This is a genomic window from Mycobacterium sp. E2497 (assembly GCF_001668695.1).
GTDB lineage: Bacteria > Actinomycetota > Actinomycetes > Mycobacteriales > Mycobacteriaceae > Mycobacterium.
Genome location: NZ_LZKD01000214.1, coordinates 1 through 21,141, shown reverse-complemented (window position 1 = coordinate 21,141; position 21,141 = coordinate 1). Strand labels below are relative to the sequence as shown.

The window sequence follows — 21,141 nt, the reverse complement described above, 5'->3', positions numbered from 1 at the left end:
ACGGTCGCGATTTCCTGCATCCGACTGCTCCGGCGGCACTTTCGACGGCGCGCCACGGAGGTACTGATACTGTACGAAACCCCTTGAACTGCTTCGGTTTGCGTGTAACGACCCGCGGCTTGGCAGAGCAGCCACTCAACTGAATGCTGATGGACGAGAGGACAAGAGGGAGTCACTCCATGTCGATCCCCGAACAGCAGCCCGCCCTTGCCATCAACCATGTCGGCGTCACGGTCCCCGACATTCATGCCGCCATCGATTGGTACGGCACCGTTTTGGGTTTCCGTTGCATCATGGGTCCGCGAGTCCTCAAAACCGCCGAGCACGCGGAGGCGGCCGGGGTGTTCGGCCGTCGGTTTCACGAAGCCTGGCAGGCTCACCTGCTCAGCGGCAACTCCGTCGGTATCGAGCTGTTCCAATTCATCGACCCGCCAACCGGCGGGCCGCGACCGACGGGCGAGGAGGTGCCCTGGGTCGAACGCGGGCTGTGGCACCTCTGCATCACCCACCCCGACGTTGCGGCCATGGCCGACCACATCGTCGATCACGGCGGAAAGTTGTTGGCAGCGCCTTACCATTTCGTGCCCGGGCGGCCCTGGGTACTGGCTTACACCGCCGACCCATGGGGCACCGTGATCGAGATCATGAGCCACAGCTACGCCGAGGCGTTCAGCAACTGGCCCCAACCCGGGCAGTTGACGCCGCCCACGCTGGCGCCGCGGCCCGGGCGCGACGGTACCGGCACCTAGCGCGCCGTTCGAAGATGGCTGATCATGGGTGAGCGCGTAACACTCACGGGGACGCAGCAGACCGCGCTGGTCACCCTCTACGGCAAGGCGCTGGAGAGCCGCCGGCCCGATTCCATCCTCGGCGACCGCGAAGCCGACAGGGCCGTGCGGCGCCTCGACTACGACTTCAGCCGCCTGCGCATGCGCCGTCGCGATCAACAATCCTCCGCGGTGCGCTCCAAGGCCTACGACCGGCGGGTGAAGGGATACCTCGACGGCCACCCCGCCTGTGTCGTCTTGCATTTGGGCTGCGGGCTGGACACGCGGGCCTACCGCGTCGACCCGCCGGCAACCGTCGACTGGTACGACATCGACCTACCCGATGTCATCGCGTTGCGCCGCAAGCTGTTTGAACCGCGCCCCGGACTGCACGTTGTCGGCGCCTCGGTCAGCGACCCGGAGCTGCTCGGCGGGATCGCCGGGGACCGGCCCGTTCTCGTGGTCGCCGAGGGGCTGACACCGTATCTACGGCGCGCCGACGGCGTGGCGATGCTGCGGCGCATCGTCGGGCATTTCGAAGGCGGAGAGATGCTCCTGGACGGCTACAGCCGGGCCGGAGTGTGGCTCCTGCAGCGCTACCCTCCAGTCAAAGCCTCGGGCGCGCAGCTGGATTGGAGCATCACCGATCCGCGCGAGCTGGAACGGGCCGTGCCGGGTCTGGTGTTCGACTGCGAGTGGTGGTTCGCCGACGCCGAAGACATCCGCCGGTACTACTCGCCGTGGTATTGGTGGCTGATGCAGGCGCTCTTCCGGATCACCCCGGTGAGGCACTTGGGCCGAGGCCTGCAGTACCACTTTGGGTCAGACGCCTGAGAAGACCGCCGGCTGCCTCACCGACATTGCCGCGACGGCTGCGATTGATCAGAAAACCACGACCACAGCGGCAATCTCGCCGCGGACGCCGTCAGCGCGGCAGGCCGAGGAGCCGCTCGGCGGCCACGGTGAGCAGGATCTGCTCGGTGCCGCCGGCGATGGTCAGGCACCGGGTGTTCAAGAAGTCGTAGACCGCGTGGTTGCGCACCAGCCCGCCGCCCTCGGAGACGTCCATCATGTACTCGGCGAGCGCCTGCCGGTAGCGCACCCCGATGAGCTTGCGCACGCTGGACTGCGCGCCCGGGTCCTGCCCGCCGACGGCGAGCTGGGCGATCCGCTGGTCCAGCAGCGCGCCGGTCTGGGCGATGACGATCAACCGGCCGAGCCGATCCTGTTGTGCGGCATCGAGGTCGAGCTTCGCCAGCACCTTGAGCAGCTCCTCCATCGGGTTGCCCAGCGCGGTGCCGGTGGCCATCGCGATGCGCTCGTTGGCCAGCGTGGTCCGCGCCAGCCGCCAGCCGTCGTTCACCTCGCCGACCACCATCTCGTCGGGGACGAACACGTTGTCCAGGAAGACCTCGTTGAACAGGGAGTCGCCGGTGATCTCGCGCAGCGGGCGGATCTCGATGCCCGGTGAGCGCATGTCGACCAGGAAGTAGGTGATGCCCTTGTGCTTCGGCGCATCGGGATCGGTGCGCGCCAGGCACACCCCCCACCGGGCCTTGTGGGCCGCCGACGTCCAGACCTTCTGTCCGGTGAGCAGCCAGCCGCCGTCACCCCGCACCGCCTTGGTGCGCAGCGACGCCAGGTCCGAGCCGGCGCCCGGCTCGGAAAATAGCTGGCACCAAAGGAATTCACCGCGCAGGGTGCCCGGCACGAAGCGCTCGATCTGCTCCGGCGTGCCGTGCTCGAGGATGGTCGGCGCGGCCCACCAGCCGATCACCAGGTCCGGGCGGACCACGCCGGCCGCCGCCATCTCCTGGTCGATCAGCAGCTGTTCGGCCGGCGACGCGCCACGCCCGTGCGGAGCCGGCCAGTGCGGCGCCTGCAGCCCGGCCTCGGCGAGCGCCGCCTGCCGCTTCTCCTCGGGCAGCGCGGCGATTTCCGCGACGGCGGCGGCGATCTCCGCACGCTGGCCCTCGACGTCGGTGAGGTCGATGCCCAGGCGCCGCCGCACACCGCCCTGCGTCAGCTCGGTGACGCGGCGCAACCAGCGTTCGGCGCCGCCGAGGAAGCTGCCGATGGCGTGCGCTCGCCTCAGGTACAGGTGCGCGTCGTGCTCCCAGGTGCAGCCGATGCCGCCGAGCACCTGGATGCAGTCCTTGACGTTCGCCTTGGCGGCGGCGATGCCGATGCTCGCCGCCAGCGCGGCCGCGATGGAGAACTGGTCGGGGTCGGACTCCGCGGCAGCACGGGCGGCGTCGGCGGCGGCCACCTCAGCCTGCTCGGCGCGGCACAGCATCTCGGCGCACAGGTGCTTGACGGCCTGGAAGCTGCCGATCGGCTTGCCGAACTGCTCGCGGACCTTGGCGTAATCGACGGCGGTGTCCAGCGACCACCGGGTCACGCCGGCGGCCTCGGCCGCCAGCACGGTCGCCGCCAGTTCCTCGACGCGCTCGGGCGACTCGATGACGGTGGCCGGCGCGGACGTCAGGACCACCCGGGCCAACGGCCGGGAGAAGTCGGTGGCCTCCAGCGGCTCGATCTGCACGCCGTCGCTCTCGGTGTCGACCACCAGCCACTTCCCGTCGGCGGGCAGCAACAGGACGCCGCCGTCGGCGGCGCCCAACACCCACGGCAGGGAGCCCGACACGCGCGAGGTCTGCCCGTCGAACCGGGCGTCACCTTTCAGCGCCAGCCCGGCGAAGCGTTCACCGGCGGCCAGTTGCCCCAGCAGGTCGGGGTCGGTAACGACGAGCGTCGCGAGCGCGGTGGTCGCCACCGGACCGGGCACCAGCGCCTTGGCCGCTTCCTCGACCATCGCGCACAGGTCCTCGACGCTGCCGCCCGCTCCGCCATGCTCCTCGGGGATCGCGACACCGAAGATGCCCAGCTCGGCCAGGCGGGCGAACACCGGACGCCACGCGTCCGTCTCACCGCGCTCGACCTGGCGAATCGCCGTCGTCCCGCCGGGCCCCGACGTCGCGTTGCGGGCCCAGTCGCGCACCAGGGCGCGCGCGGCGAACTGTTCGTCTGTGACGGTCGCTACCACCCTCGGGACCTCCGCGTCCTTCGACTCGACGTGACATGGGGCCTACGACCCCTAGCTCTCGATTGTCCGGTCTGCCTCGGGTCGCTGCGCAACCCGGCCTCGTCGCAGACTAGAACGTGTTCTAATAGTGCCAGCGATCGACCGTCAAGTCGAACGCCATCGCAGCAGCACACGCGGCTGTCCCGGCGGTACGGAGGTGGGAAATTCACACTCAGCATGCGTATCGTTTGCAAGCGAGCCGCCAGGAACAGGAGCAACCCTGCAGATGCCAGCCAGTGCCAACTCGAAGGCCACCTCGAGCCGCGCTTCTGACTCGCAACCGCGCGAGGTGATGAACGTGGCGGTATTGGCCGAGTCCGAACTCGGCTCGGAGGCCCAGCGGGAACGGCGCAAACGCATCCTGGACGCCACCATGGCCATCGCGTCCAAGGGCGGCTACGAGGCGGTCCAGATGCGTGCCGTCGCGGACCGCGCCGACGTCGCGGTGGGCACCCTGTACCGGTACTTCCCGTCGAAGGTGCACCTGCTGGTTTCGGCGCTGGGCCGCGAATTCAGCCGCATCGACGCCAAGACCGACCGCTCATCGGTCGCCGGGGGGACGCCGTTCCAACGGCTGAACTTCATGGTCGGCAAGCTCAACCGGGCGATGCAGCGCAATCCCCTGCTCACCGAGGCCATGACGCGTGCCTACGTCTTCGCCGACGCGTCCGCGGCCAGCGAGGTCGACCAGGTCGAGAAGCTCATCGACTCCATGTTCGCCCGGGCGATGGCCGATGGCGAACCGACCGAGGACCAGTACCACATCGCCCGGGTGATCTCGGACGTCTGGCTGTCCAACCTGCTGGCCTGGCTCACCCGGCGCGCCTCGGCGACCGACGTCAGCAAGCGACTGGATCTGGCCGTGCGGCTGCTGATCGGGGACCAGAACGGCGGCTAGCCTCGCCGCCATCAGCAGCGGCGATCGCAAGCGCGGCGTAGCCGAGCGCGGCGGGTCGCCGCCATCAGCAGCGGCGATCGCAAGCGCGGCGTAGCGGAGTTAGCGGCGCGCTAGGCGGGCGGACCGGCGGTGCGTCCGCGGATCAGCTCGGTGCCCAAGACCTCGACGACCGGCAGGCCCGACCGCGGCGGACTCAACAACAGCTCACCCGCCCGGCGGCCCTTCTGCAGGCTCGGTTGCGACACCGTGGTGAGCCCCCGGCCGACCGCGTCGGGCACGCCGTCGAAACCGGTGACGGTCATCTGCCCGGGAACGTAAATGCCATGTGCGCGAAGGTAATCCATGGCGGACAGGGCCAATATGTCGGCCGTGCACATCAGCGCGGTGATCCGCGGGTTGGCCTCCAGCGCCGCCTTGGCGGCGGCCCCACCCGAGTCCGGCAGGTGCTCGTAGCTCTCCACCACGGTCAGCGCGTCGGGGTCGGCGCCGGCCGCCGTCATCGCCTCCCAGACCCCGATGATCCGTTCGCGCTGCACGTCGAAGGCCGGCGACCGCAACCGGTCGGCGTCCACCAGGCCTTGCCTGCGGTCCCGGCCCAGCCGCATGGTCAGCAGACCGATCTCGCGGTGCCCCAGCCCGAGCACGTAGTCCGCCAGCTCTCGCATCGCCGCCCGGTCGTCGATGCCCACCCGGGACACACCGGCGAGCCCCTTCGGCTGGTCGACGACGACGACCGGCAACCGGCGCTGCAGGACCACCTGCAGGTAGGGGTCCTCTTCGCAGACCGAATACACCACGAAGCCGTCCACACCGGCGCCCAGCACCGCGCTCATCCCGTCCTGGATGCTGCGGCCGGGCCCGACGGCCACCAGCAGCAGCCCCTGCCCGAGCTCCTCGCAGGACTGGGCGACCCCGGCGACGAAATCCCGCGCCGCCGGGTCGCTGAAGAAGTAGGTCAGCGGTTCGGCCATCACCAGCCCGACCGCGCCCGCCTTGCGGGTGCGCAGGGATCGCGCCACCGGGTCGGGACCCGGGTAACCGAGCCGCTTGGCCGTCGCCAGCACGCGCTCGCGTAGGTCGGCGGACAGCTGATCCGGCCGGTTGAAGGCGTTCGAGATCGTCGTGCGCGAAACCTTCAGTTCGTCGGCCAGCGATGCCAGAGTCGCACGCCGGCGTGGTGTGGGACTCACGTTCGGTGACGCTACAGCGCATCGCCCGTCGCGCCTACGCGGCGACCGCTCGACCGTTTTGTAATGGAAACGATTTTCATTAGTATTATGAGTCGGCCGGTCGGCCCAGCGAGAGGAATTCGGACGTGCGCATGGCGCTCAAGCGGGGACGACGCGCGCTCGGCGGTGCGCTGCGATGGCCGCCCGCCGCGCTGGTCCTGCTGGCCGCCTTCGCGCTCACCGGCTGCGGCGGCCCCACGCACCCGCGGGCGGCCACCGTCGTCGCCTCCACCGGGGTATGGGGCAGCGTGGCGCTCGCCGTCACCGGGCGTCACGTGCCGGTCAACGCCATCCTGACCGGGAGCGACACCGACCCGCACTCCTATGCGGCCAGCCCCTCGGACGCCGCCGCCATCACCGACGCCGCACTGGTCGTGTACAACGGCGGCGGTTACGACCCCTGGGTGGAGCAGGTGCTGGCGGGGCATCCCGGCGTGCAGTCGATCGGCGCCTACTCGTTCCTCAAGCAAGCCACCGCGGGCGGGCAGCCGGCCAACGAGCACGTCTTCTACAACCTTGACGTCGCCAAGTCCGTCGCCTTCGCCATCGCCGACCGCGTGGCCGCCATCGACCCGGCCCACGCCGCCGACTACCGCGCCAACGCCGCCGAGTTCTGCCGCGGCGCCGACGCGATCGCGATCTCCGAACACGCCATCGCCAGCGCGTACCCCGGCACCGCGGTGATCGCGACCGAACCTGTCGGCCACTACCTGCTGGCGGCGTCCGGTCTGGTCAACCGCACACCGCCCGCCTTCACCGCCGCCAACGAGAACGAGACGGATCCCTCGCCGGCCGACATGGCGTTCGTCCTCGACCTGATCAACCACCGCCAGGTGGCGGCGTTGCTGATCAATCCGCAGACGTCCACCGCGGCGATCAACGGCCTGCGGGACGCCGCGCGCCGCTCGGGCGTGCCGGTGACCGAGGTGAGCGAAACCCTGCCCGCCGGAACCGATTACCTGACCTGGCAACGCAACACGGTCAACCAGCTGCTGACCGCGCTGCAGTCCGGCCGGTCCGTACAGCCGTGAGCCTCGACGCGGCCCCGGCCGTCGACCGCCACCCGGCTACCGTCTCGCTGCGCGGGGCCCGGCTGGCGTTCGGCGACCGCGTGCTGTGGGACCACCTCGACCTGTCGGTGTCGCGCGGCGAATTCATCGCGGTCCTCGGCCCCAACGGCAGCGGCAAGACGTCCCTGCTCAAGGTGTTGTTGGGCCAGCTGTCGCTGTCCGCCGGTGTCGCGCTGGTCGACGGAAAGCCCATGAACGCGGGTAGCGGACGCGTCGGCTACGTGCCTCAACACCGGCCGATGGACCACGACATCATGCTGCGGGGGCGCGACCTGGTTCGGCTGGGCTTCGACGGGCACCGCTGGGGCGGCCTGCCACCCAGAGCCGCCGACCGGGCACGGCGCCGCGCGGCGGTGGCCGACGCGCTGCGACAGGTCAACGCCGAGCACCTGGCGGACGCCCGCGTCGGCGTGATGTCGGGCGGCGAGCTGCAGCGGATCCGCGTCGCTCAGGCGCTGGTGAGCGATCCGATGCTGCTGCTGTGCGACGAGCCGCTGCTGGCCCTGGACCCGGCGAACGCCAAGCTGGTGACCGCGCTGATCGACCGCCGCCGCCGGGAGGCGGCGACCACCGTCATCGTCGTCACCCACGACGTCAACGCCATCCTGCCGTACGTGGACCGGCTGGTTTATCTGGTCGACGGCCGATTCCGCATCGGCACCGTCGACGAGGTGATGACCACGGAGACGCTCTCCCTGCTGTACCGGGCCGACATCGAGGTGGTGAAGGTCAAGGACCGCTACGTGGTGGTGGGCGACACCAACGACGGTGCCCACCCGTGAACCACCGGCTCACCGACGTCCTGGCGCACCTGCTCGACTTCGACGTCACCGCGCACCTGCTCGGCCACGACTTCGTCCGCCAGGCGCTGCTCGCAGCCGCGCTGCTGGGACTGGTGGCCGGGCTGATCGGCCCTTTCATCGTGATGCGTCAGATGTCGTTCGCCGTGCACGGCTCCAGCGAATTGTCCTTGACCGGAGCGGCTTTCGCGCTGCTGGTCGGCGTCTCGGTGGGCCTGGGAGCACTGGTCGGCAGCGCCCTGGCGGCCGCGCTGTTCGGCGTCCTGGGGCGGCGGGCGCGCGAACGCGACTCGGTGATCGGCGTGGTGCTCGCCTTCGGGCTCGGCCTGGCGGTGCTGTTCATCTACCTCTACCCGGGCCGGACCGCGACCAGTTTCGCGTTGCTCACGGGGCAGATCGTCGGCGTCGGCTACACCGGCCTGACCATGCTGGCGCTGGTGTGCCTGCTCGTCATCGCGGTGCTGGGCACCTGCTACCGCCCGCTGTTGTTCGCCACCGTCGACCCCGACGTCGCCGCGGCCCGCGGCGTGCCCGTGCGCGCGCTGGGCATCGTGTTCGCCGCGCTGGTCGGTGTGGTGGCAGCTCAGGCCGTGCAGATCGTCGGCGCGCTGCTGGTGATGTCGCTGCTGATCACCCCGGCGGCCGCCGCCGCCCGCGTGGTGGCCTCCCCGGCGGCGGCGATGGTGGCCTCGGTCGTCTTCGCCGAGGTTTCCGCCGTCGGCGGCATCGTGCTGTCGCTGGCGCCCGGCGTTCCGGTGTCGGTGTTCGTCGCGGGAATTTCGTTCCTGATCTATCTGGTCTGCTGGCTGCTCGGGCGCCGGCGGGAGGTCGCCGCCTAAGCTTGTCGGCACAGACGGGCCCCGCGTCCGAAAGGCTCTGGTGCGTAGGCAGTTCCCGATCCTCCTGCAGGCGGCGGTGTGTGCCCTCACGGCCGGCTGCACCACCGTCGTGGGCGGTAGCGCCGCGCCCGCGGACACCCGCGGTCCGCTGACGCAGGCCCCGGTGGCCGTCACCGCCCTGGACGGGCTGCTGCTCGACGACAGGAAGATCAACGACATCCTGGGTGCGGGAATGCGGATCCGGTATCGCACGCAGGAGATGTGGGACTCCAGCCAGACGTTCAGCGACCAGAGCTGCTTGGCGGTGGCCGGGCCCGCCCAGCGGGCCGTCTATGCCGACACCGGCTGGACCGCGGTGCGTGGCGAGCGACTGGACGACAGCTTCGACGACCCCAAGGTGCGCAACGACTCCGTCAACCAGGCCGTGATCGCCTACCCCGCGGCCCGCCAGGCCAACGCGTTCTACGGGGCCTCGGTCCGGAGATGGGCCACCTGCGCCAATCGCCGGTTCGTCGACCATCCCCCCGGCCAGCCCGAGATCGCCTGGGCGGTGGCCGATTCCCACCAGGTCGGCGGGACGCTCAGCACGTCCGAAGAGCAGGAAGGCAGTCCGGACGGCTGGCGGTGCCAGCGCGCGCTGACCGTGCGCAACAACGTCGTCATCGACGTGGCCGCGTGCGGCTCCTTCCTGCCCGGTTCGTCCGCGGTCGACCTCGCCCAACAGATCGCGGCCGCGGTCGTCTACCGGTAGCGGCCGGGGAAGACGACCGCCTCTGAAGAATGGCGCCGGCGCCGCCCCATAAGCTGGGCGGGTGGCCCGCATCGACCTCAACGCCGACCTGGGCGAGGGCTTCGGCGTCTGGCGCCTCGGCGATGACGACGCCATGCTGCGGATCGTCACCAGCGCCAACGTGGCGTGCGGATTCCATGCCGGGGATCCCGCCGGCCTGCTGCGGGTCTGCCGGTCGGCCGCCGAGCGCGGTGTACGGATCGGGGCGCAGGTGAGCTATCGCGACCTGGCCGGGTTCGGCAGGCGCTTCATCGACGTCGACGCCGACGACCTCGCCGCCGACGTGGTGTATCAGATCGGCGCGCTGCAGGCGATCGCGCGCGCGTCGGGTTCCGCGGTGTCCTATGTCAAACCACATGGCGCGCTGTACAACACGATCGTGACCCACCGCGAACAGGCGGCCGCGGTCGCCGACGCGGTGCGGATGGTGGACCCGGCGCTGCCGGTGCTGGGCCTGGCGGGCTCGGCGTTTTTCGGGGAGGCCGCGCGCCGCGGCCTGCGCACGGTGGCCGAGGCCTTCGCCGATCGCGCCTACCGGGCGGACGGCCAGTTGGTGTCCCGCCGCGAACCCGGCGCGGTCCTGCACGACCCGGCGGCGATCGCCGAGCGCGTGGTGGGCATGGTGACCTCGGGCCGGGTCACCGCCGCCGACGGCACGCCCATCGCGGTCGACGTGGAATCGGTTTGCGTGCATGGTGATTCGCCCGGTGCGGTGCAGATCGCCACCGCCGTGCGCGATGGGCTTACGGCCGCCGGTGTCGAGATCGGGGCGTTCGGCTGATGCGGCTCAGACTCGGCCGGCCCGACATCGGGCGGTATACGGATCGGTTCGACGCGCCCGCCGCCGAACCGGGGTCCCTGTCGGTGATGTGGATGGGCGTGGCGACGCTGCTCATCGACGACGGTTCGTCGGCGCTGCTGACCGACGGCTACTTCTCCCGGCCCGGCCTGGCGCGCGTGGCGGCCGGCAAGGTGGCGCCGTCGCCGGCCCGCGTGGACGGCTGCCTGGCGCGGGCCAAGGTGTCCGGGCTGGAGGCCGTGATCCCGGTGCACACCCACATCGACCACGCGCTGGATTCGGCGCTGGTGGCCGAGCGCACCGGCGCGCGACTGGTCGGCGGCCGCTCGGCGGCCAACGTCGGGCGCGGACACGGGCTGTCCGAGGACCGACTCGTCGTCGCCGACAGCGGCGAGGCGATCCCGTTGGGCGCCTATGACGTGACGCTGGTGGAGTCCCATCACTGCCCACCAGACCGGTTCCCCGGCACGATCGACGCGCCGCTGACCCCGCCGGTCAAGGCCGCCGCCTACCGCTGCGGTGAGGCCTGGTCGGCGCTGGTGCACCATCGGCCGTCGGGCCGGCGCCTGCTGATCCAGGGCAGCGCCGGTTTCGTCGAAGGCGCGCTGGCCGGCCACCGCGCCGACGCGGTCTACCTGTCCGTCGGTCAGCTGGGGCTGCGGCCGCGCTCCTACCTGATCGACTACTGGACCGAGACCGTGCGCGCGGTGGGGGCGCGCCGGGTGATCCTCATTCACTGGGACGACTTCTTCCGGCCCCTGTCGAAACCGCTGCGGGCGTTGCCCTATGCGGGCGACGACCTGGATGTGTCCATCCGCATCCTCGACGAACTGGCCACCCAGGACGGTGTCGCGCTGCACCTGCCGACGGTGTGGCGGCGCGAGGACCCCTGGGCGTGAAGCGGCCTTAAGACATTGACCCTGACACTTGCGCTGGCGCTGCTCGCTGCCGTCCTGGCGTTCGCGGTGGTGCGTCCGAAGGGCCTGCCGGAAGCGGTGGCGGCCGTTCCCGCGGCGCTCGTCCTGGTCGCGGTCGGCGCCATATCGGTGCGCCAGGCGGTCGACGAGGTGGCCGGCTTGTCGGGGGTGGTCGGGTTTTTGGGCGCGGTGCTGGTGCTGGCCAAGCTGTGCGACGACGAGGGCCTGTTCGAGGCCGCGGGGGCCGCGATCGCGCGCGGCCGCGTCGGGTCGGGCGGCCTGCTGCTGCGGGTGTTCGTCATCGCCTCCCTGATCACCGCCGTGCTGAGCCTGGACACCGCGGTGGTCTTGCTGACGCCGGTGGTGCTGGCCGCCGTCCGCCGGCTGAAGACACCGGTGCGCCCGTACGCCTATGCCACCGCGCACCTGGCCAACGGCGCCTCCCTGCTGCTGCCGGTGTCGAACCTGACGAACTTGCTGGCGTTCCACACCGCCGGCCTGTCGTTCACGCGGTTCACCCTGTTGATGGCCTTGCCGTGGCTGGGCGCGGTGGTCACGCTGTACGCGATATTCCGCTGGTTCTTCGCGGGCGACCTGCGTGTGCAGCCCGAACCCGAGGACGACGGGCAGGCGCAACGGCCGCCGGTGTTCGTGTTGGTGGTCGTCGGGCTGACACTGGCCGGGTTCGCGGTGGCCCAGTCCGTCGGGGTGGCCCCGGCCTGGGTGGCGCTCGCCGGCGCCGCCGCGCTGGCCGTGCGCAGCCTGAACCGCGGGCACACCTCGGTGGTGGACATCGCGCGCTCGGCGCACGTGTCGTTCCTGGTGTTCGTGCTGGCGCTCGGTGTCGTGGTGCGGGCGGTCATGGTCAACGGCATGGACAGGGCGATGTCGGCGGTGCTGCCGTCCGGTTCGACGCTGCCCGCGCTGCTGGCCATCGCTGCGGTGGCCGCCGCGCTGGCCAACGTCGTGAACAACCTGCCCGCCACCCTGGTGCTGCTGCCGCTGGTCGCCCCGAGCGGGCCGGTCGCCATCCTGGCCGTCCTGCTCGGGGTGAACATCGGACCGAACCTGACCTACGTCGGTTCGCTGTCGAACCTGTTGTGGCGGCGCGTGCTTCGCCAGCACGACGTCGATGCCGGCGTCGGGGAATACACCCGGCTCGGGCTGTGCACGGTGCCCGTGTCCCTGGTGGTCGCGGTGGTCGCGCTGTGGGCGTCGCCGCGCCTGCTCGGCGGCTAACCGTGGTGGTAGGCCGGCGGCAGCGGCATCCCGAGTTCGGCCAGCACGCCGCGCAGCAGCGTCGGGAAGTCGGTGATCAGTCCGTCGACCCCGTCGGCGATCTGTTCGTGCATGCCGGCCGCGTCGTTGACGGTCCACGGGATCACCTGCAGCCCCAGCGCATGCGCGCGGTCAACGTCGGGTTTGCCGGTGACGAGCCGGTAGTCGGGCGAGACGATGTCGGCGCCCACCAGCTTCGCCCCGATCATCGGGTCGCCGATGGCCGTGGCGTTCTCCCCGGCCAGCCATGGCGAATCCGGCGCCCAGGTTTCCTGGTTGTACAACGCCACCAACGGAATTGACGGCTCGTCCCGGTGAACCAACGGCAGGGTGCGCCAGTCGAAGCTCTGTATCTCCACCCGGCCGACCTTGCCGGCCGACCTGACCGCCGCCAGTATCACGTCGACGAACTGCTGAGGATCTGCCGACGTGCCGGGGTGGTCGGCCGCCACTTTCGTCTCGATGTTGTAGCGCACGGCGGCGCGGTAGGAATCGGCGAGGGCGAACACCTCCGACAGGATGGCTATCTTGTTGCCCCGCACCACCTCGGCATCGGGGAACTCCGCCAGCCGCCGCCCGCAGTCGAGCGTGCGGACCTGTGCCAGGGTGAGCTCGTGCACGAGCTTGCCGACGTAGGGATACTGCGGGTCACCGGCGAACGCGGGTCCCGTGTCCGAGCATTTATCGGCGTCGATCGTCGGATCGTGCCAGACCAGCGGTTGCCCGTCTCTGGTGATGTTGATGTCGAGTTCCAGTGTGCTGACACCCAATTCGATTGATTTCGCGAACGCCCGCAACGACTCCTCGGTGGTCTCCCCGCGTCCGCCGCGATGCGCCTGCAGGTCGAAGCCGGGTGGTTGCGCCGGCGCCGCCGGCTGCGGCACGATCAGCGCCAGCGTCAGCAGCACGGCGCCCAGGCGCGCGAGCCGGCGGCGCACCGGAGTCAAACCCTGCGTTGGCGGGCGATCTCGGCGAGCACCACCCCGGCGGCCACCGAGGCGTTCAGCGATTCGGCGTGCCCGGCCATCGGGATGGACACCACCTCGTCGCAGTTCTGCCGCACCAGACGCGACAGCCCCTTGCCTTCGGACCCGACGACCACCACCAGCGGGTCGGCGCCGTCCACGTCGTCGACCACCGTGTCGCCGTCGGCGTCCAGGCCGATCACCCGGATCCCGCGGTCGGCCCAATCCTTCAAGGTCCGGGTGAGATTGGTGGCCCTCGCGACCGGGATGCGGGCCGCGGCGCCGGCGCTGGTGCGCCAGGCCACCGCCGTCACCGACGCCGACCGTCGCTGCGGGATCAGCACACCGTGGCCGCCGAACGCCGCTACCGAACGCACGATCGCACCCAGGTTGCGGGGATCGGAGATGTTGTCCAACGCCACCAACAGCGCGGGCGGCGAGCTCATCGCCGTCGCCAGCAGATCGTCGGGATGGGCGTAGTTGTACGGCGGCACCTGCAACGCGATGCCCTGATGCAGGTGGTTGGCGGTCATCCGGTCCAGGTCGGCACGCGGCACTTCGAGGATGGAGATGCCCGAATCAGCCGCGCGGGCAACGCATTCGGTGACCCGCTCGTCGGCCTCGATGCCCAGGGCCACGTACAACGCGGTCGCGGGGACACCGGCACGCAGGCATTCCAGCACGGGGTTGCGGCCGAGCACGGTCTCCGTCTCGTCGGTGGTCCGCTTGGCGGGCCGGCGCGGCTGCGACTGGGCGCGCTTGGCGGCGGGATGGCTGGGACGCAGGTGCGCCGGCGGCGTGGGACCGCGCCCTTCCAGCGCGCGGCGGCGCTGGCCGCCCGAACCCACGGTCGCCCCCTTCTTGGTGCCCGCCTTGCGTACTGCCCCGCGGCGCTTCGAGTTGCCGGCCATCTACTTACCGCGCTTCTCTTCGGGGGCCTGCAGTGACCACTGCGGCCCGTCGGCGGTGTCGGTGACCTCGATGCCGGCGAGCTTCAGCCGGTCCCTGATCTCGTCAGCGAGCGCCCAATTGCGTTGCTCGCGAGCCTTTTCCCGGTTCTGCAGCTCGGCCCGCACGAGCACCTCGACGGCCGCCAGCGCGGCCGACGTCTCGTCGCGGGTTTCCCACCGTTCGTCGAGCGGGTCGCAGCCCAGGATGCCCATCATGGCGCGGATCGCGCGGGCATGCTGCAGCGCGCCCTCATGATCACCGGTGTCGAGGGCCCGGTTGCCCTCGGCCCGGGCGAGGTGCACCTCGGCCAGCGCGGCCGGGACCGCCAAGTCGTCGTCGAGCGCCTCGGCGAACCGCGGGGTCGGATCGCCGGGCGTGACGGCGCCGACCCGGACGCGGACCCGGTGCAGGAATTCCTCAACGCCCACATAGGCTTTCACCGCATCCTGCAGGGCGGTGTCGGAGAATTCCAGCATCGAACGGTAGTGGGCGCTGCCCAGGTAGTAGCGCAGCTCCGCCGGCCGTACCCGCTGCAACAACGCCGGTATGGCCAGGACGTTGCCCAGCGACTTGCTCATCTTCTCGCCGCCCATGGTGACCCAGCCGTTGTGCAGCCAGTACCGGGCGAATCCGTCACCGGCGGCACGGCTCTGCGCGATCTCGTTCTCGTGGTGCGGGAAGACGAGGTCCATCCCACCGCAATGGATGTCGAACTCCGGCCCCAGATAGGTCCGCGCCATCGCCGAGCACTCCAGGTGCCAGCCGGGCCGCCCGCGCCCCCAGGGTGTCGGCCACGACGGCTCGCCGGGCTTGGCGGCCTTCCACAGCGTGAAGTCTCGCTGATCACGCTTGCAGGTGGCCACGCCCTCGCCCTGGTGGACGTCGTCGATCTTGTGCCCGGACAGCTGGCCGTACTCCGGATAGCTGAGCACGTCGAAGTAGACGTCGCCCCCCGCGGGGTAGGCGTGGCCGGTTTCGATCAGGCGGTCCATCAATTCGACCATCTGGGTGATGTGCCCGGTGGCGCGGGGCTCCGCCGACGGCGGCAGGACGTCCAGGGCGTCGTAGGCGGCGCTGAACGCGCGCTCGTAGGTGGCCGCCCACTCCCACCACGGCCGGTCCGCCGCGGCGGCCTTGTTGAGGATCTTGTCGTCGATGTCGGTGACGTTGCGGATGAACGCGACGTCGCAGCCGCGGGCCATCAGCCAGCGGCGCAGAATGTCGAAGGCCACGCCGCTGCGGACATGGCCGATGTGCGGCAGGCCCTGAACCGTGGCGCCGCACAGGTAGATGGAGACGTGGCCCTCGCGCAGCGGGACGAAATCACGCACGGTACCGGCTGCGGTGTCGTGTAGCCGCAAGCGGGCGCGATCGGTCACGACGTGCCAGCTTACCGGGTGGTTCCGAGTTGCCCGGCGCTGCGCGGGCCTTAGCCGACGGGGATCACCAATGCGGTGGCGATGGCGGCGCGGCCCTCGCCGCGACCGGTCAGCCCCAGCCCGTCGGTCGTCGTCGCCGACACGGACACCGGAGCGCCCAGCAACTCCGAGAGCACGCGTTGCGCCTCGGCCCGGCGCGGGCCGACCCTCGGCTCGTTGCCGACCAACTGCACCGCGGCGTTCCCGACCCGAAAGCCGTCACCCGCCACCAGGCCGACGACGTGGCGCAGCATGTCGGCGCCGCTGACGCCCTTCCAGCGCGGGGCGTCGACCCCGAACACCGCGCCGATGTCGCCCAGCCCCGCGGCCGACAACAGGGCGTCGCACAGCGCGTGCGCCCCCACGTCGCCGTCGGAGTGACCGGCGCACCCGTCGGCGCCGGGGAACAGCAGGCCGACCAGCCAGCACGGCCGCCCCGGTTCGACCGGGTGAACGTCGACGCCCAGCCCGACCCGGGGCAGGAGCTCGCTCACCGGCGTACGACCGCTTCGGCCAGTAACAGGTCGAGCTGGGTGGTGATCTTGAACGCCAGTGGGTCGCCCTCGACCACCTGGACCTGGCCGCCGACGTGCTCGACCAGCGACGCGTCGTCGGTGAAATCGGCGGTGCCGGCCCGCTGGTAGGCCCGCAACAGCAGGTCACGCGCGAAGCCTTGCGGCGTCTGCACGGCGCGCAGGCCGGCCCGCTCGGGCGTGCCCAGGACCACCCCGTTGGCGTCCACGGCCTTGATGGTGTCATGCAGCGGCAGCGCCGGCACGACGGCGGCGTGCCCGGCCCGCAGTGCGTCCACCACGCGCACGATCAGCTCGGGGGGTGTCAGGGCGCGGGCGGCGTCGTGCACCAGGACGAAGTCGGGTGCACCGGCGAGGGCCGCCAGCGCAAGGCTCACCGACGTGGTTCGGTCGGCTCCCCCGGCGACGACGGTCGCCCGCTCGCCCAGTGCCCGCTTGGCCTCATCGACCCGCGCCTCCGGCACCGCCACCACGACGTGGTCGACGACTCCGGATTCGAGCAAACCGCCGACGGCCCGGTCCAGCAGGGAGCGCCCGTCGACCTCACAGAATGCCTTCGGGATGCCGGCGCCCAATCGCTCACCCGAACCTGCGGCCGGGACGACCGCGACGACCGCGCCCGAGGAGACCGTCCCCGTGACCACCGAAGCGTCAGGGCCTTCAGGAAGCGGCGGCCAGAACCTCGTCGAGAATGGTTTCCGCCTTGGCGTCGTCCGTGCTTTCGGCGAGGGCCAATTCACCGACCAGGATCTGACGCGCCTTGGCCAGCATGCGCTTCTCGCCGGCGGACAGACCGCGTTCCTGGTCGCGACGCCACAGGTCGCGCACCACCTCGGCCACCTTGTTCACATCGCCGGAGGCCAGCTTTTCCAGGTTGGCCTTGTAGCGGCGCGACCAGTTGGTCGGCTCTTCGGTGTGCGGAGCCCGCAACACCTGGAACACCTTGTCGAGGCCTTCCTGGCCGACGACGTCGCGGACGCCGACGTACTCGGCGTTGTCCGCGGGAACTCGAACGGTCAGGTCTCCCTGCGCCACCTTCAAGACGAGATATTCCTTTTGTTCCCCTTTGATGGTGCGGGTTTCAATCGCCTCGACTAACGCAGCACCGTGATGTGGGTAAACAACGGTGTCGCCGACCTTGAAGATCATCTGATTCGAGCCCCTTTCGTTACTTCAGTCTAACACGGCCGCCCAATCGCGCGAGGAGCAACGATGCAGGTCAGGGGCACAACACGCGCAGATTAGGGGTTGACACGGGGAGCAGAACGTGCAGTGACGCACATTACCAATGCGCTCACCCGGCCCCGAGACCGGCCCCCACGCGGGCCCACGCGAGCACACGGAACGGCTCCAGGGCTGGTCTCGCGCCCCGCGCTACCGCCCGCGAAACCTTCCTACTACTGTGCATAGTTGCATCAGTCGAACCGGCCCAGCAGGAGGCATTGAGTGAACCGCTTCGAGATGAGCCTCCCCCTCCGCCTGCCCGCGCCGACCCTCCGGGCCGCGCTCGTCGGCCTCGTCGCGGTGGTCGCCGTCCTGCTCAGCGGTTGCGGGGCCGGCCAGGTCTCGCAGATGGCCGTCCAGGAACCCGCGATCAACGGCAACAAGGTCACGATCAAAAACGTGGCGCTGCGCGACATCCGCATGCAGGCCTCGCAGACCGGCGACTCCATCCAGCCGGGGCGGGCGGTGGACCTGTTGCTGGTGGCGATCAACCAGTCGCCCGACACGCCGGACAGGCTGGTCAGCATCACCAGCGACGTCGGGGCGGTGGCCGTGAGCGGAGACGGCCGGCTGCCCGCCGGCGGGATGCTGCTGATCGGTACGCCGGAGGGCCAGAAGGTGCCGCCGGGGCCCATGGGCTCGAACAACTCGGCCAAGGCGACCGTGATGCTCGCCAAGCCGATCAGCAACGGCCTGCTGTACAACTTCACCTTCACTTTCGAGAAGGCCGGTCAGGCCACCGTGCTGGTTCCGGTTTCGGCCGGGCTGGCCCCGCCGCAGCAAAGCTAGGCGGGCGTAACCGCCTGTCATAGCGGGGTTTTGTCGTACCGCCTCGATACCGTCATGGCGTGGCTAATCCGCGCTCCCAATACCGCTGTTCCGAATGCCAGCACGTCACCGCCAAGTGGGTGGGCCGCTGCCTGGAGTGCGGCACCTGGGGCACCGTCGACGAGGTGCCGGTGCTGGCCGCGGTCGGCGGCCGGCGCACGGGGATCGCGTCGGCTTCGGCCTCGCGTGCGGTCCCGATCACCTCGGTCGAACCGAACGCCAGCCGGCACCGCTCGACGGGCGTCGCAGAGCTCGACCGGGTGCTCGGCGGCGGGGTGGTGCCCGGTTCGGTCACGCTGCTGGCGGGCGATCCCGGCGTGGGCAAGTCGACGCTGCTGCTCAAGGTGGCCCACCGCTGGGCGCTGTCGGGCCGGCGTGCGCTGTACATCTCGGGTGAGGAGTCCGCCGGCCAGATCCGGCTTCGGGCGGACCGGATGGGCTGCGGCGCCGAGGAGGTCTATCTGGCCGCCGAATCGGACGTGCACACGGTGCTGGATCACATCGCGACGGTGCGGCCCGCGCTGGTGATCGTGGACTCGGTGCAGACCATGTCCACGACGGAGGCCGACGGCGTGGCGGGCGGTGTCACGCAGGTGCGTGCGGTCACCGCGGCGCTGACCGCGGCCGCGAAGGCCAACGGAATCGCGCTGATCCTGGTCGGCCACGTCACCAAGGACGGGGCCATCGCCGGCCCCCGCTCCCTGGAGCACCTGGTCGACGTGGTGCTGCACTTCGAGGGCGACCGCAACGGTTCGCTGCGGATGGTGCGCGGGATCAAGAACCGGTTCGGCGCCGCCGACGAGGTGGGCTGTTTCATGCTGCACGACAACGGGATCGAGGACGTGTCCGACCCGTCGAACCTTTTCCTGGACCAGCGGCCCGCGCCGGTCGCCGGGACCGCGATAACCGTGACGCTGGACGGCAAGCGGCCGCTCATCGGGGAGGTGCAGGCGCTGCTGGCGACACCGGGGGGTGGCTCGCCGCGCCGCGCCGTCAGCGGCATCGACCACTCGCGCGCCGCGATGATCAGCGCCGTGCTGGAGAAACATGGCAGGCTGGCCGTCGGCGCCAGCGACATCTACCTGTCCACCGTCGGGGGCATGCGGTTGACCGATCCCTCGTCGGACCTGGCGGTCGCGATCGCGCTGGCCTCGGCCTACTCCGGACTGCCGTTGCCGACGACGGCGGTGATGATCGGCGAGGTGGGGCTGGCGGGCGACCTGAGGCGGGTCAGCGGCATGGAGCGGCGGCTGGGCGAGGCCGCGCGCCAGGGATTCAGCATCGCGCTCATCCCGGACGGCGACGACCCTCGGCGCGAGATAGTGCCTGCCGGCATGCGGGCGCTGCGCGCTCCGACCATTGTCGCGGCGCTGCAACACATGAAAGCCATCGCCGAGCCGCGCAGCGGCTGGACGCATAACGCGGTCGGGCCGCACAATGACACGCTGTGACCCGTCCGACACTGCGTGAGACCGTCGCCCGCCTGGCCCCGGGGACCGGGCTGCGCGACGGCCTGGAACGCATCCTGCGTGGCCGTACCGGCGCGCTGATCGTCCTCGGCAACGACGAGAACGTCGAGGCCATCTGTGACGGCGGCTTCGCGCTGGACGTCCGCTACGCGCCGACCAGGCTGCGGGAGCTGGCGAAGATGGACGGCGCCGTCGTGCTGTCCACCGACGGCAGCCGCATCGTGCGCGCCAACGTACAGCTGGTGCCGGACCCGTCGATACCCACCGACGAATCGGGGACGCGGCACCGCTCGGCGGAACGGGCGGCGATCCAGACCGGTTACCCGGTGATCTCGGTGAGCCACTCGATGAACATCGTGACCGTCTACGTGGGCGGGGAACGCCACGTGGTGGCCGATTCGGCGACCATCCTGTCGCGGGCCAACCAGGCGATCGCGACCCTGGAGCGGTACAAGACCAGGCTCGATGAGGTCAGCAGGCAACTGTCGCTCGCCGAGATCGAGGACTTCGTCACGCTGCGCGACGTGATGACCGTGGTGCAGCGGCTCGAGCTGGTCCGGCGCATCGGCCTGGTGATCGACGACGACGTCGTCGAGCTGGGCACCGACGGGCGCCAGCTGCGGCTGCAGCTCGACGAGCTGCTGGGTGGCAACGACATCGCGCGGGAGCTGACCGTGCGCGACTATCACGCCAGCCCCGAGCCGCTGTCCAAGGCGCAGATGACCGCGACCCTCGACGAGCTCGACGCCCTCTCGGACACCGAGTTGCTCGAACTCACCGCCCTGGCAAAGGTTTTCGGCTACCCGACGACGGCGGAGGCGCAGGACTCGGCGGTCAGCCCGCGCGGCTACCGCGCGCTGGCGAGCATTCCGCGGCTGCAGTTCGCCCACTCCGACCTGTTGGTCCGGTCATTCGGGACGCTGCAGGGCCTGCTGGCGGCCAGCGCGGGCGACCTGCAGTCGGTGGAGGGCATCGGCGCGATGTGGGCCCGCCACGTGCGGGAGGGGCTGTCGCAGCTCGCGGAGTCGACTATCGCCGACCCGCTGAGTTAGCCCGCGGGAACCGGGGCGGGCGGCGCCTCGGGCGGCGGTGCGGCGGCCGGCTGCCCCGGCCCGGGCACCGGGCCCGGCGGCGGGGGCGGCTGGTTCATGATGAACGGAACCGGCTGCGAACGCAGGTTGCCCAGCTGCACCACGAGGTTGTAGGTGCCCGGGCCGATCGCCGGCCGCGGCAGCGGGCAGTGCGGCGCCGACCCCATCCCCGTCCATGTCACCGCGGTAG

Annotated in this window: 21 protein-coding genes and 1 pseudogene; 13 read left to right on the top strand and 9 right to left on the bottom strand. The window is 70.7% G+C overall.

Translation table 11 applies throughout. From position 1 onward, the window contains the following. Positions 1-179: 179 nt before the first annotated feature. Entirely contained in the window at positions 180-749 is a 570-nt protein-coding gene (locus A5713_RS19575) for a VOC family protein (RefSeq protein ID WP_068098053.1), read from the top strand. A 24-nt stretch (positions 750-773) separates the two neighbouring features. Continuing rightward, a complete protein-coding gene (locus tag A5713_RS19570) occupies positions 774-1,601 on the top strand; it encodes a class I SAM-dependent methyltransferase (RefSeq protein ID WP_068098052.1) in 828 nt (275 codons plus the stop codon). A gap of 91 nt (positions 1,602-1,692) precedes the next feature. Here the strand turns inward: A5713_RS19570 and A5713_RS19565 are convergent, their stop codons facing one another. Then, positions 1,693-3,813, bottom strand: coding sequence for an acyl-CoA dehydrogenase (locus A5713_RS19565; RefSeq protein ID WP_068098051.1), 2,121 nt, complete (start codon positions 3,811-3,813; stop codon positions 1,693-1,695). Between the two features lie 337 nt (positions 3,814-4,150). On the opposite strand from A5713_RS19565, the gene kstR reads away from it, so the two are divergent. Then, the gene (gene kstR, locus A5713_RS19560) at positions 4,151-4,750 is read left to right on the top strand and encodes a cholesterol catabolism transcriptional regulator KstR (protein ID WP_040621610.1); all 600 of its coding nucleotides are present in this window, start codon (positions 4,151-4,153) and stop codon (positions 4,748-4,750) included. A gap of 110 nt (positions 4,751-4,860) precedes the next feature. Here kstR and A5713_RS19555 read toward each other — a convergent pair whose 3' ends face one another. Next, positions 4,861-5,940 (bottom strand): LacI family DNA-binding transcriptional regulator, encoded by a 1,080-nt coding sequence (locus tag A5713_RS19555; protein ID WP_067920723.1) that lies wholly within the window; start codon positions 5,938-5,940, stop codon positions 4,861-4,863. A 131-nt stretch (positions 5,941-6,071) separates the two neighbouring features. Between A5713_RS19555 and A5713_RS19550 the strand changes: the two genes are divergently transcribed. From A5713_RS19550 to A5713_RS19520, 7 genes are all read left to right on the top strand, one after another. Then, on the top strand, positions 6,072-7,010 hold the full coding sequence (locus A5713_RS19550) for a metal ABC transporter solute-binding protein, Zn/Mn family (protein WP_068098050.1): 939 nt from the start codon (positions 6,072-6,074) through the stop codon (positions 7,008-7,010). After that, positions 7,007-7,831 carry a metal ABC transporter ATP-binding protein gene (locus A5713_RS19545; protein ID WP_068098049.1) on the top strand — a complete coding sequence of 275 codons (825 nt, stop codon included), beginning with the start codon at positions 7,007-7,009 and terminating at the stop codon, positions 7,829-7,831. Before A5713_RS19550 ends, A5713_RS19545 begins: the two co-directional genes overlap by 4 nt. Beyond that, positions 7,828-8,688, top strand: a complete 861-nt coding sequence (locus tag A5713_RS19540; protein ID WP_067920729.1) for a metal ABC transporter permease — start codon at positions 7,828-7,830, stop codon at positions 8,686-8,688. Before A5713_RS19545 ends, A5713_RS19540 begins: the two co-directional genes overlap by 4 nt. Before the next feature lie 37 nt (positions 8,689-8,725). Then, positions 8,726-9,439 (top strand): sensor domain-containing protein, encoded by a 714-nt coding sequence (locus tag A5713_RS19535; RefSeq protein ID WP_068098048.1) that lies wholly within the window; start codon positions 8,726-8,728, stop codon positions 9,437-9,439. A 61-nt stretch (positions 9,440-9,500) separates the two neighbouring features. Continuing rightward, complete coding sequence (locus A5713_RS19530) at positions 9,501-10,259, top strand: LamB/YcsF family protein (protein WP_068098047.1); 759 nt, start codon at positions 9,501-9,503, stop codon at positions 10,257-10,259. Then, positions 10,259-11,176: an MBL fold metallo-hydrolase gene (locus A5713_RS19525; RefSeq protein WP_068098046.1), complete on the top strand. Its 918-nt coding sequence runs from the start codon at positions 10,259-10,261 to the stop codon at positions 11,174-11,176. The genes A5713_RS19530 and A5713_RS19525 overlap by 1 nt, the downstream gene beginning before the upstream one ends. Positions 11,177-11,191: 15 nt before the next feature. Then, positions 11,192-12,433, top strand: coding sequence for an SLC13 family permease (locus A5713_RS19520; protein ID WP_068098045.1), 1,242 nt, complete (start codon positions 11,192-11,194; stop codon positions 12,431-12,433). On the opposite strand, the gene A5713_RS19515 is transcribed toward A5713_RS19520, so the two are convergent. Genes A5713_RS19515 through carD form a run of 6 tightly spaced genes read right to left on the bottom strand, consistent with a single transcriptional unit; the run spans position 12,430 to position 17,488 of the window. Next, positions 12,430-13,419 (bottom strand): glycerophosphodiester phosphodiesterase, encoded by a 990-nt coding sequence (locus tag A5713_RS19515; protein WP_067920739.1) that lies wholly within the window; start codon positions 13,417-13,419, stop codon positions 12,430-12,432. The two genes, A5713_RS19520 and A5713_RS19515, sit on opposite strands and share 4 nt — an antisense overlap. Then, positions 13,416-14,348 carry a 23S rRNA (guanosine(2251)-2'-O)-methyltransferase RlmB gene (gene rlmB, locus A5713_RS19510; protein WP_067920741.1) on the bottom strand — a complete coding sequence of 311 codons (933 nt, stop codon included), beginning with the start codon at positions 14,346-14,348 and terminating at the stop codon, positions 13,416-13,418. The genes A5713_RS19515 and rlmB overlap by 4 nt, the downstream gene beginning before the upstream one ends. Next, on the bottom strand, positions 14,349-15,767 hold the full coding sequence (gene cysS / locus A5713_RS19505) for a cysteine--tRNA ligase (RefSeq protein ID WP_068098044.1): 1,419 nt from the start codon (positions 15,765-15,767) through the stop codon (positions 14,349-14,351). Between the two features lie 50 nt (positions 15,768-15,817). After that, positions 15,818-16,288: a 2-C-methyl-D-erythritol 2,4-cyclodiphosphate synthase gene (ispF, locus tag A5713_RS19500; RefSeq protein WP_369804504.1), complete on the bottom strand. Its 471-nt coding sequence runs from the start codon at positions 16,286-16,288 to the stop codon at positions 15,818-15,820. Positions 16,289-16,296: 8 nt separating this feature from the next. After that, a complete protein-coding gene (ispD, locus tag A5713_RS19495; protein ID WP_067920747.1) occupies positions 16,297-16,983 on the bottom strand; it encodes a 2-C-methyl-D-erythritol 4-phosphate cytidylyltransferase in 687 nt (228 codons plus the stop codon). A 16-nt stretch (positions 16,984-16,999) separates the two neighbouring features. Then, on the bottom strand, positions 17,000-17,488 hold the full coding sequence (carD, locus tag A5713_RS19490; protein ID WP_007166539.1) for an RNA polymerase-binding transcription factor CarD: 489 nt from the start codon (positions 17,486-17,488) through the stop codon (positions 17,000-17,002). Positions 17,489-17,785: 297 nt separating this feature from the next. On the opposite strand from carD, the gene A5713_RS19485 reads away from it, so the two are divergent. The 3 genes from A5713_RS19485 to disA are packed head-to-tail and all read left to right on the top strand — an operon-like array spanning position 17,786 to position 20,912. Further along, positions 17,786-18,352, top strand: coding sequence for a hypothetical protein (locus A5713_RS19485; protein ID WP_067920749.1), 567 nt, complete (start codon positions 17,786-17,788; stop codon positions 18,350-18,352). Between the two features lie 59 nt (positions 18,353-18,411). Continuing rightward, a complete protein-coding gene (gene radA, locus A5713_RS19480; protein WP_068098043.1) occupies positions 18,412-19,842 on the top strand; it encodes a DNA repair protein RadA in 1,431 nt (476 codons plus the stop codon). After that, positions 19,839-20,912, top strand: coding sequence for a DNA integrity scanning diadenylate cyclase DisA (gene disA, locus A5713_RS19475; RefSeq protein ID WP_007166542.1), 1,074 nt, complete (start codon positions 19,839-19,841; stop codon positions 20,910-20,912). The genes radA and disA overlap by 4 nt, the downstream gene beginning before the upstream one ends. On the opposite strand, the pseudogene A5713_RS19470 reads toward disA, so the two are convergent. Further along, positions 20,909-21,141 (bottom strand): annotated as a pseudogene (locus tag A5713_RS19470) (hypothetical protein); the annotation flags it as partial. The gene disA and the pseudogene A5713_RS19470 overlap by 4 nt on opposite strands.

What these genes read in the sequence shown, in the direction of transcription:
- A5713_RS19570 (WP_068098052.1), top strand. Translation starts at nt 774, where the DNA reads ATGGGTGAGCGCGTAACACTCACGGGGACGCAGCAGACCGCGCTGGTC.
- rlmB (WP_067920741.1), bottom strand. Translation starts at nt 14,348, where the DNA reads ATGGCCGGCAACTCGAAGCGCCGCGGGGCAGTACGCAAGGCGGGCACC.
- A5713_RS19575 (WP_068098053.1), top strand. Translation starts at nt 180, where the DNA reads ATGTCGATCCCCGAACAGCAGCCCGCCCTTGCCATCAACCATGTCGGC.
- carD (WP_007166539.1), bottom strand. Translation starts at nt 17,488, where the DNA reads ATGATCTTCAAGGTCGGCGACACCGTTGTTTACCCACATCACGGTGCT.
- A5713_RS19525 (WP_068098046.1), top strand. Translation starts at nt 10,259, where the DNA reads ATGCGGCTCAGACTCGGCCGGCCCGACATCGGGCGGTATACGGATCGG.
- A5713_RS19550 (WP_068098050.1), top strand. Translation starts at nt 6,072, where the DNA reads ATGGCGCTCAAGCGGGGACGACGCGCGCTCGGCGGTGCGCTGCGATGG.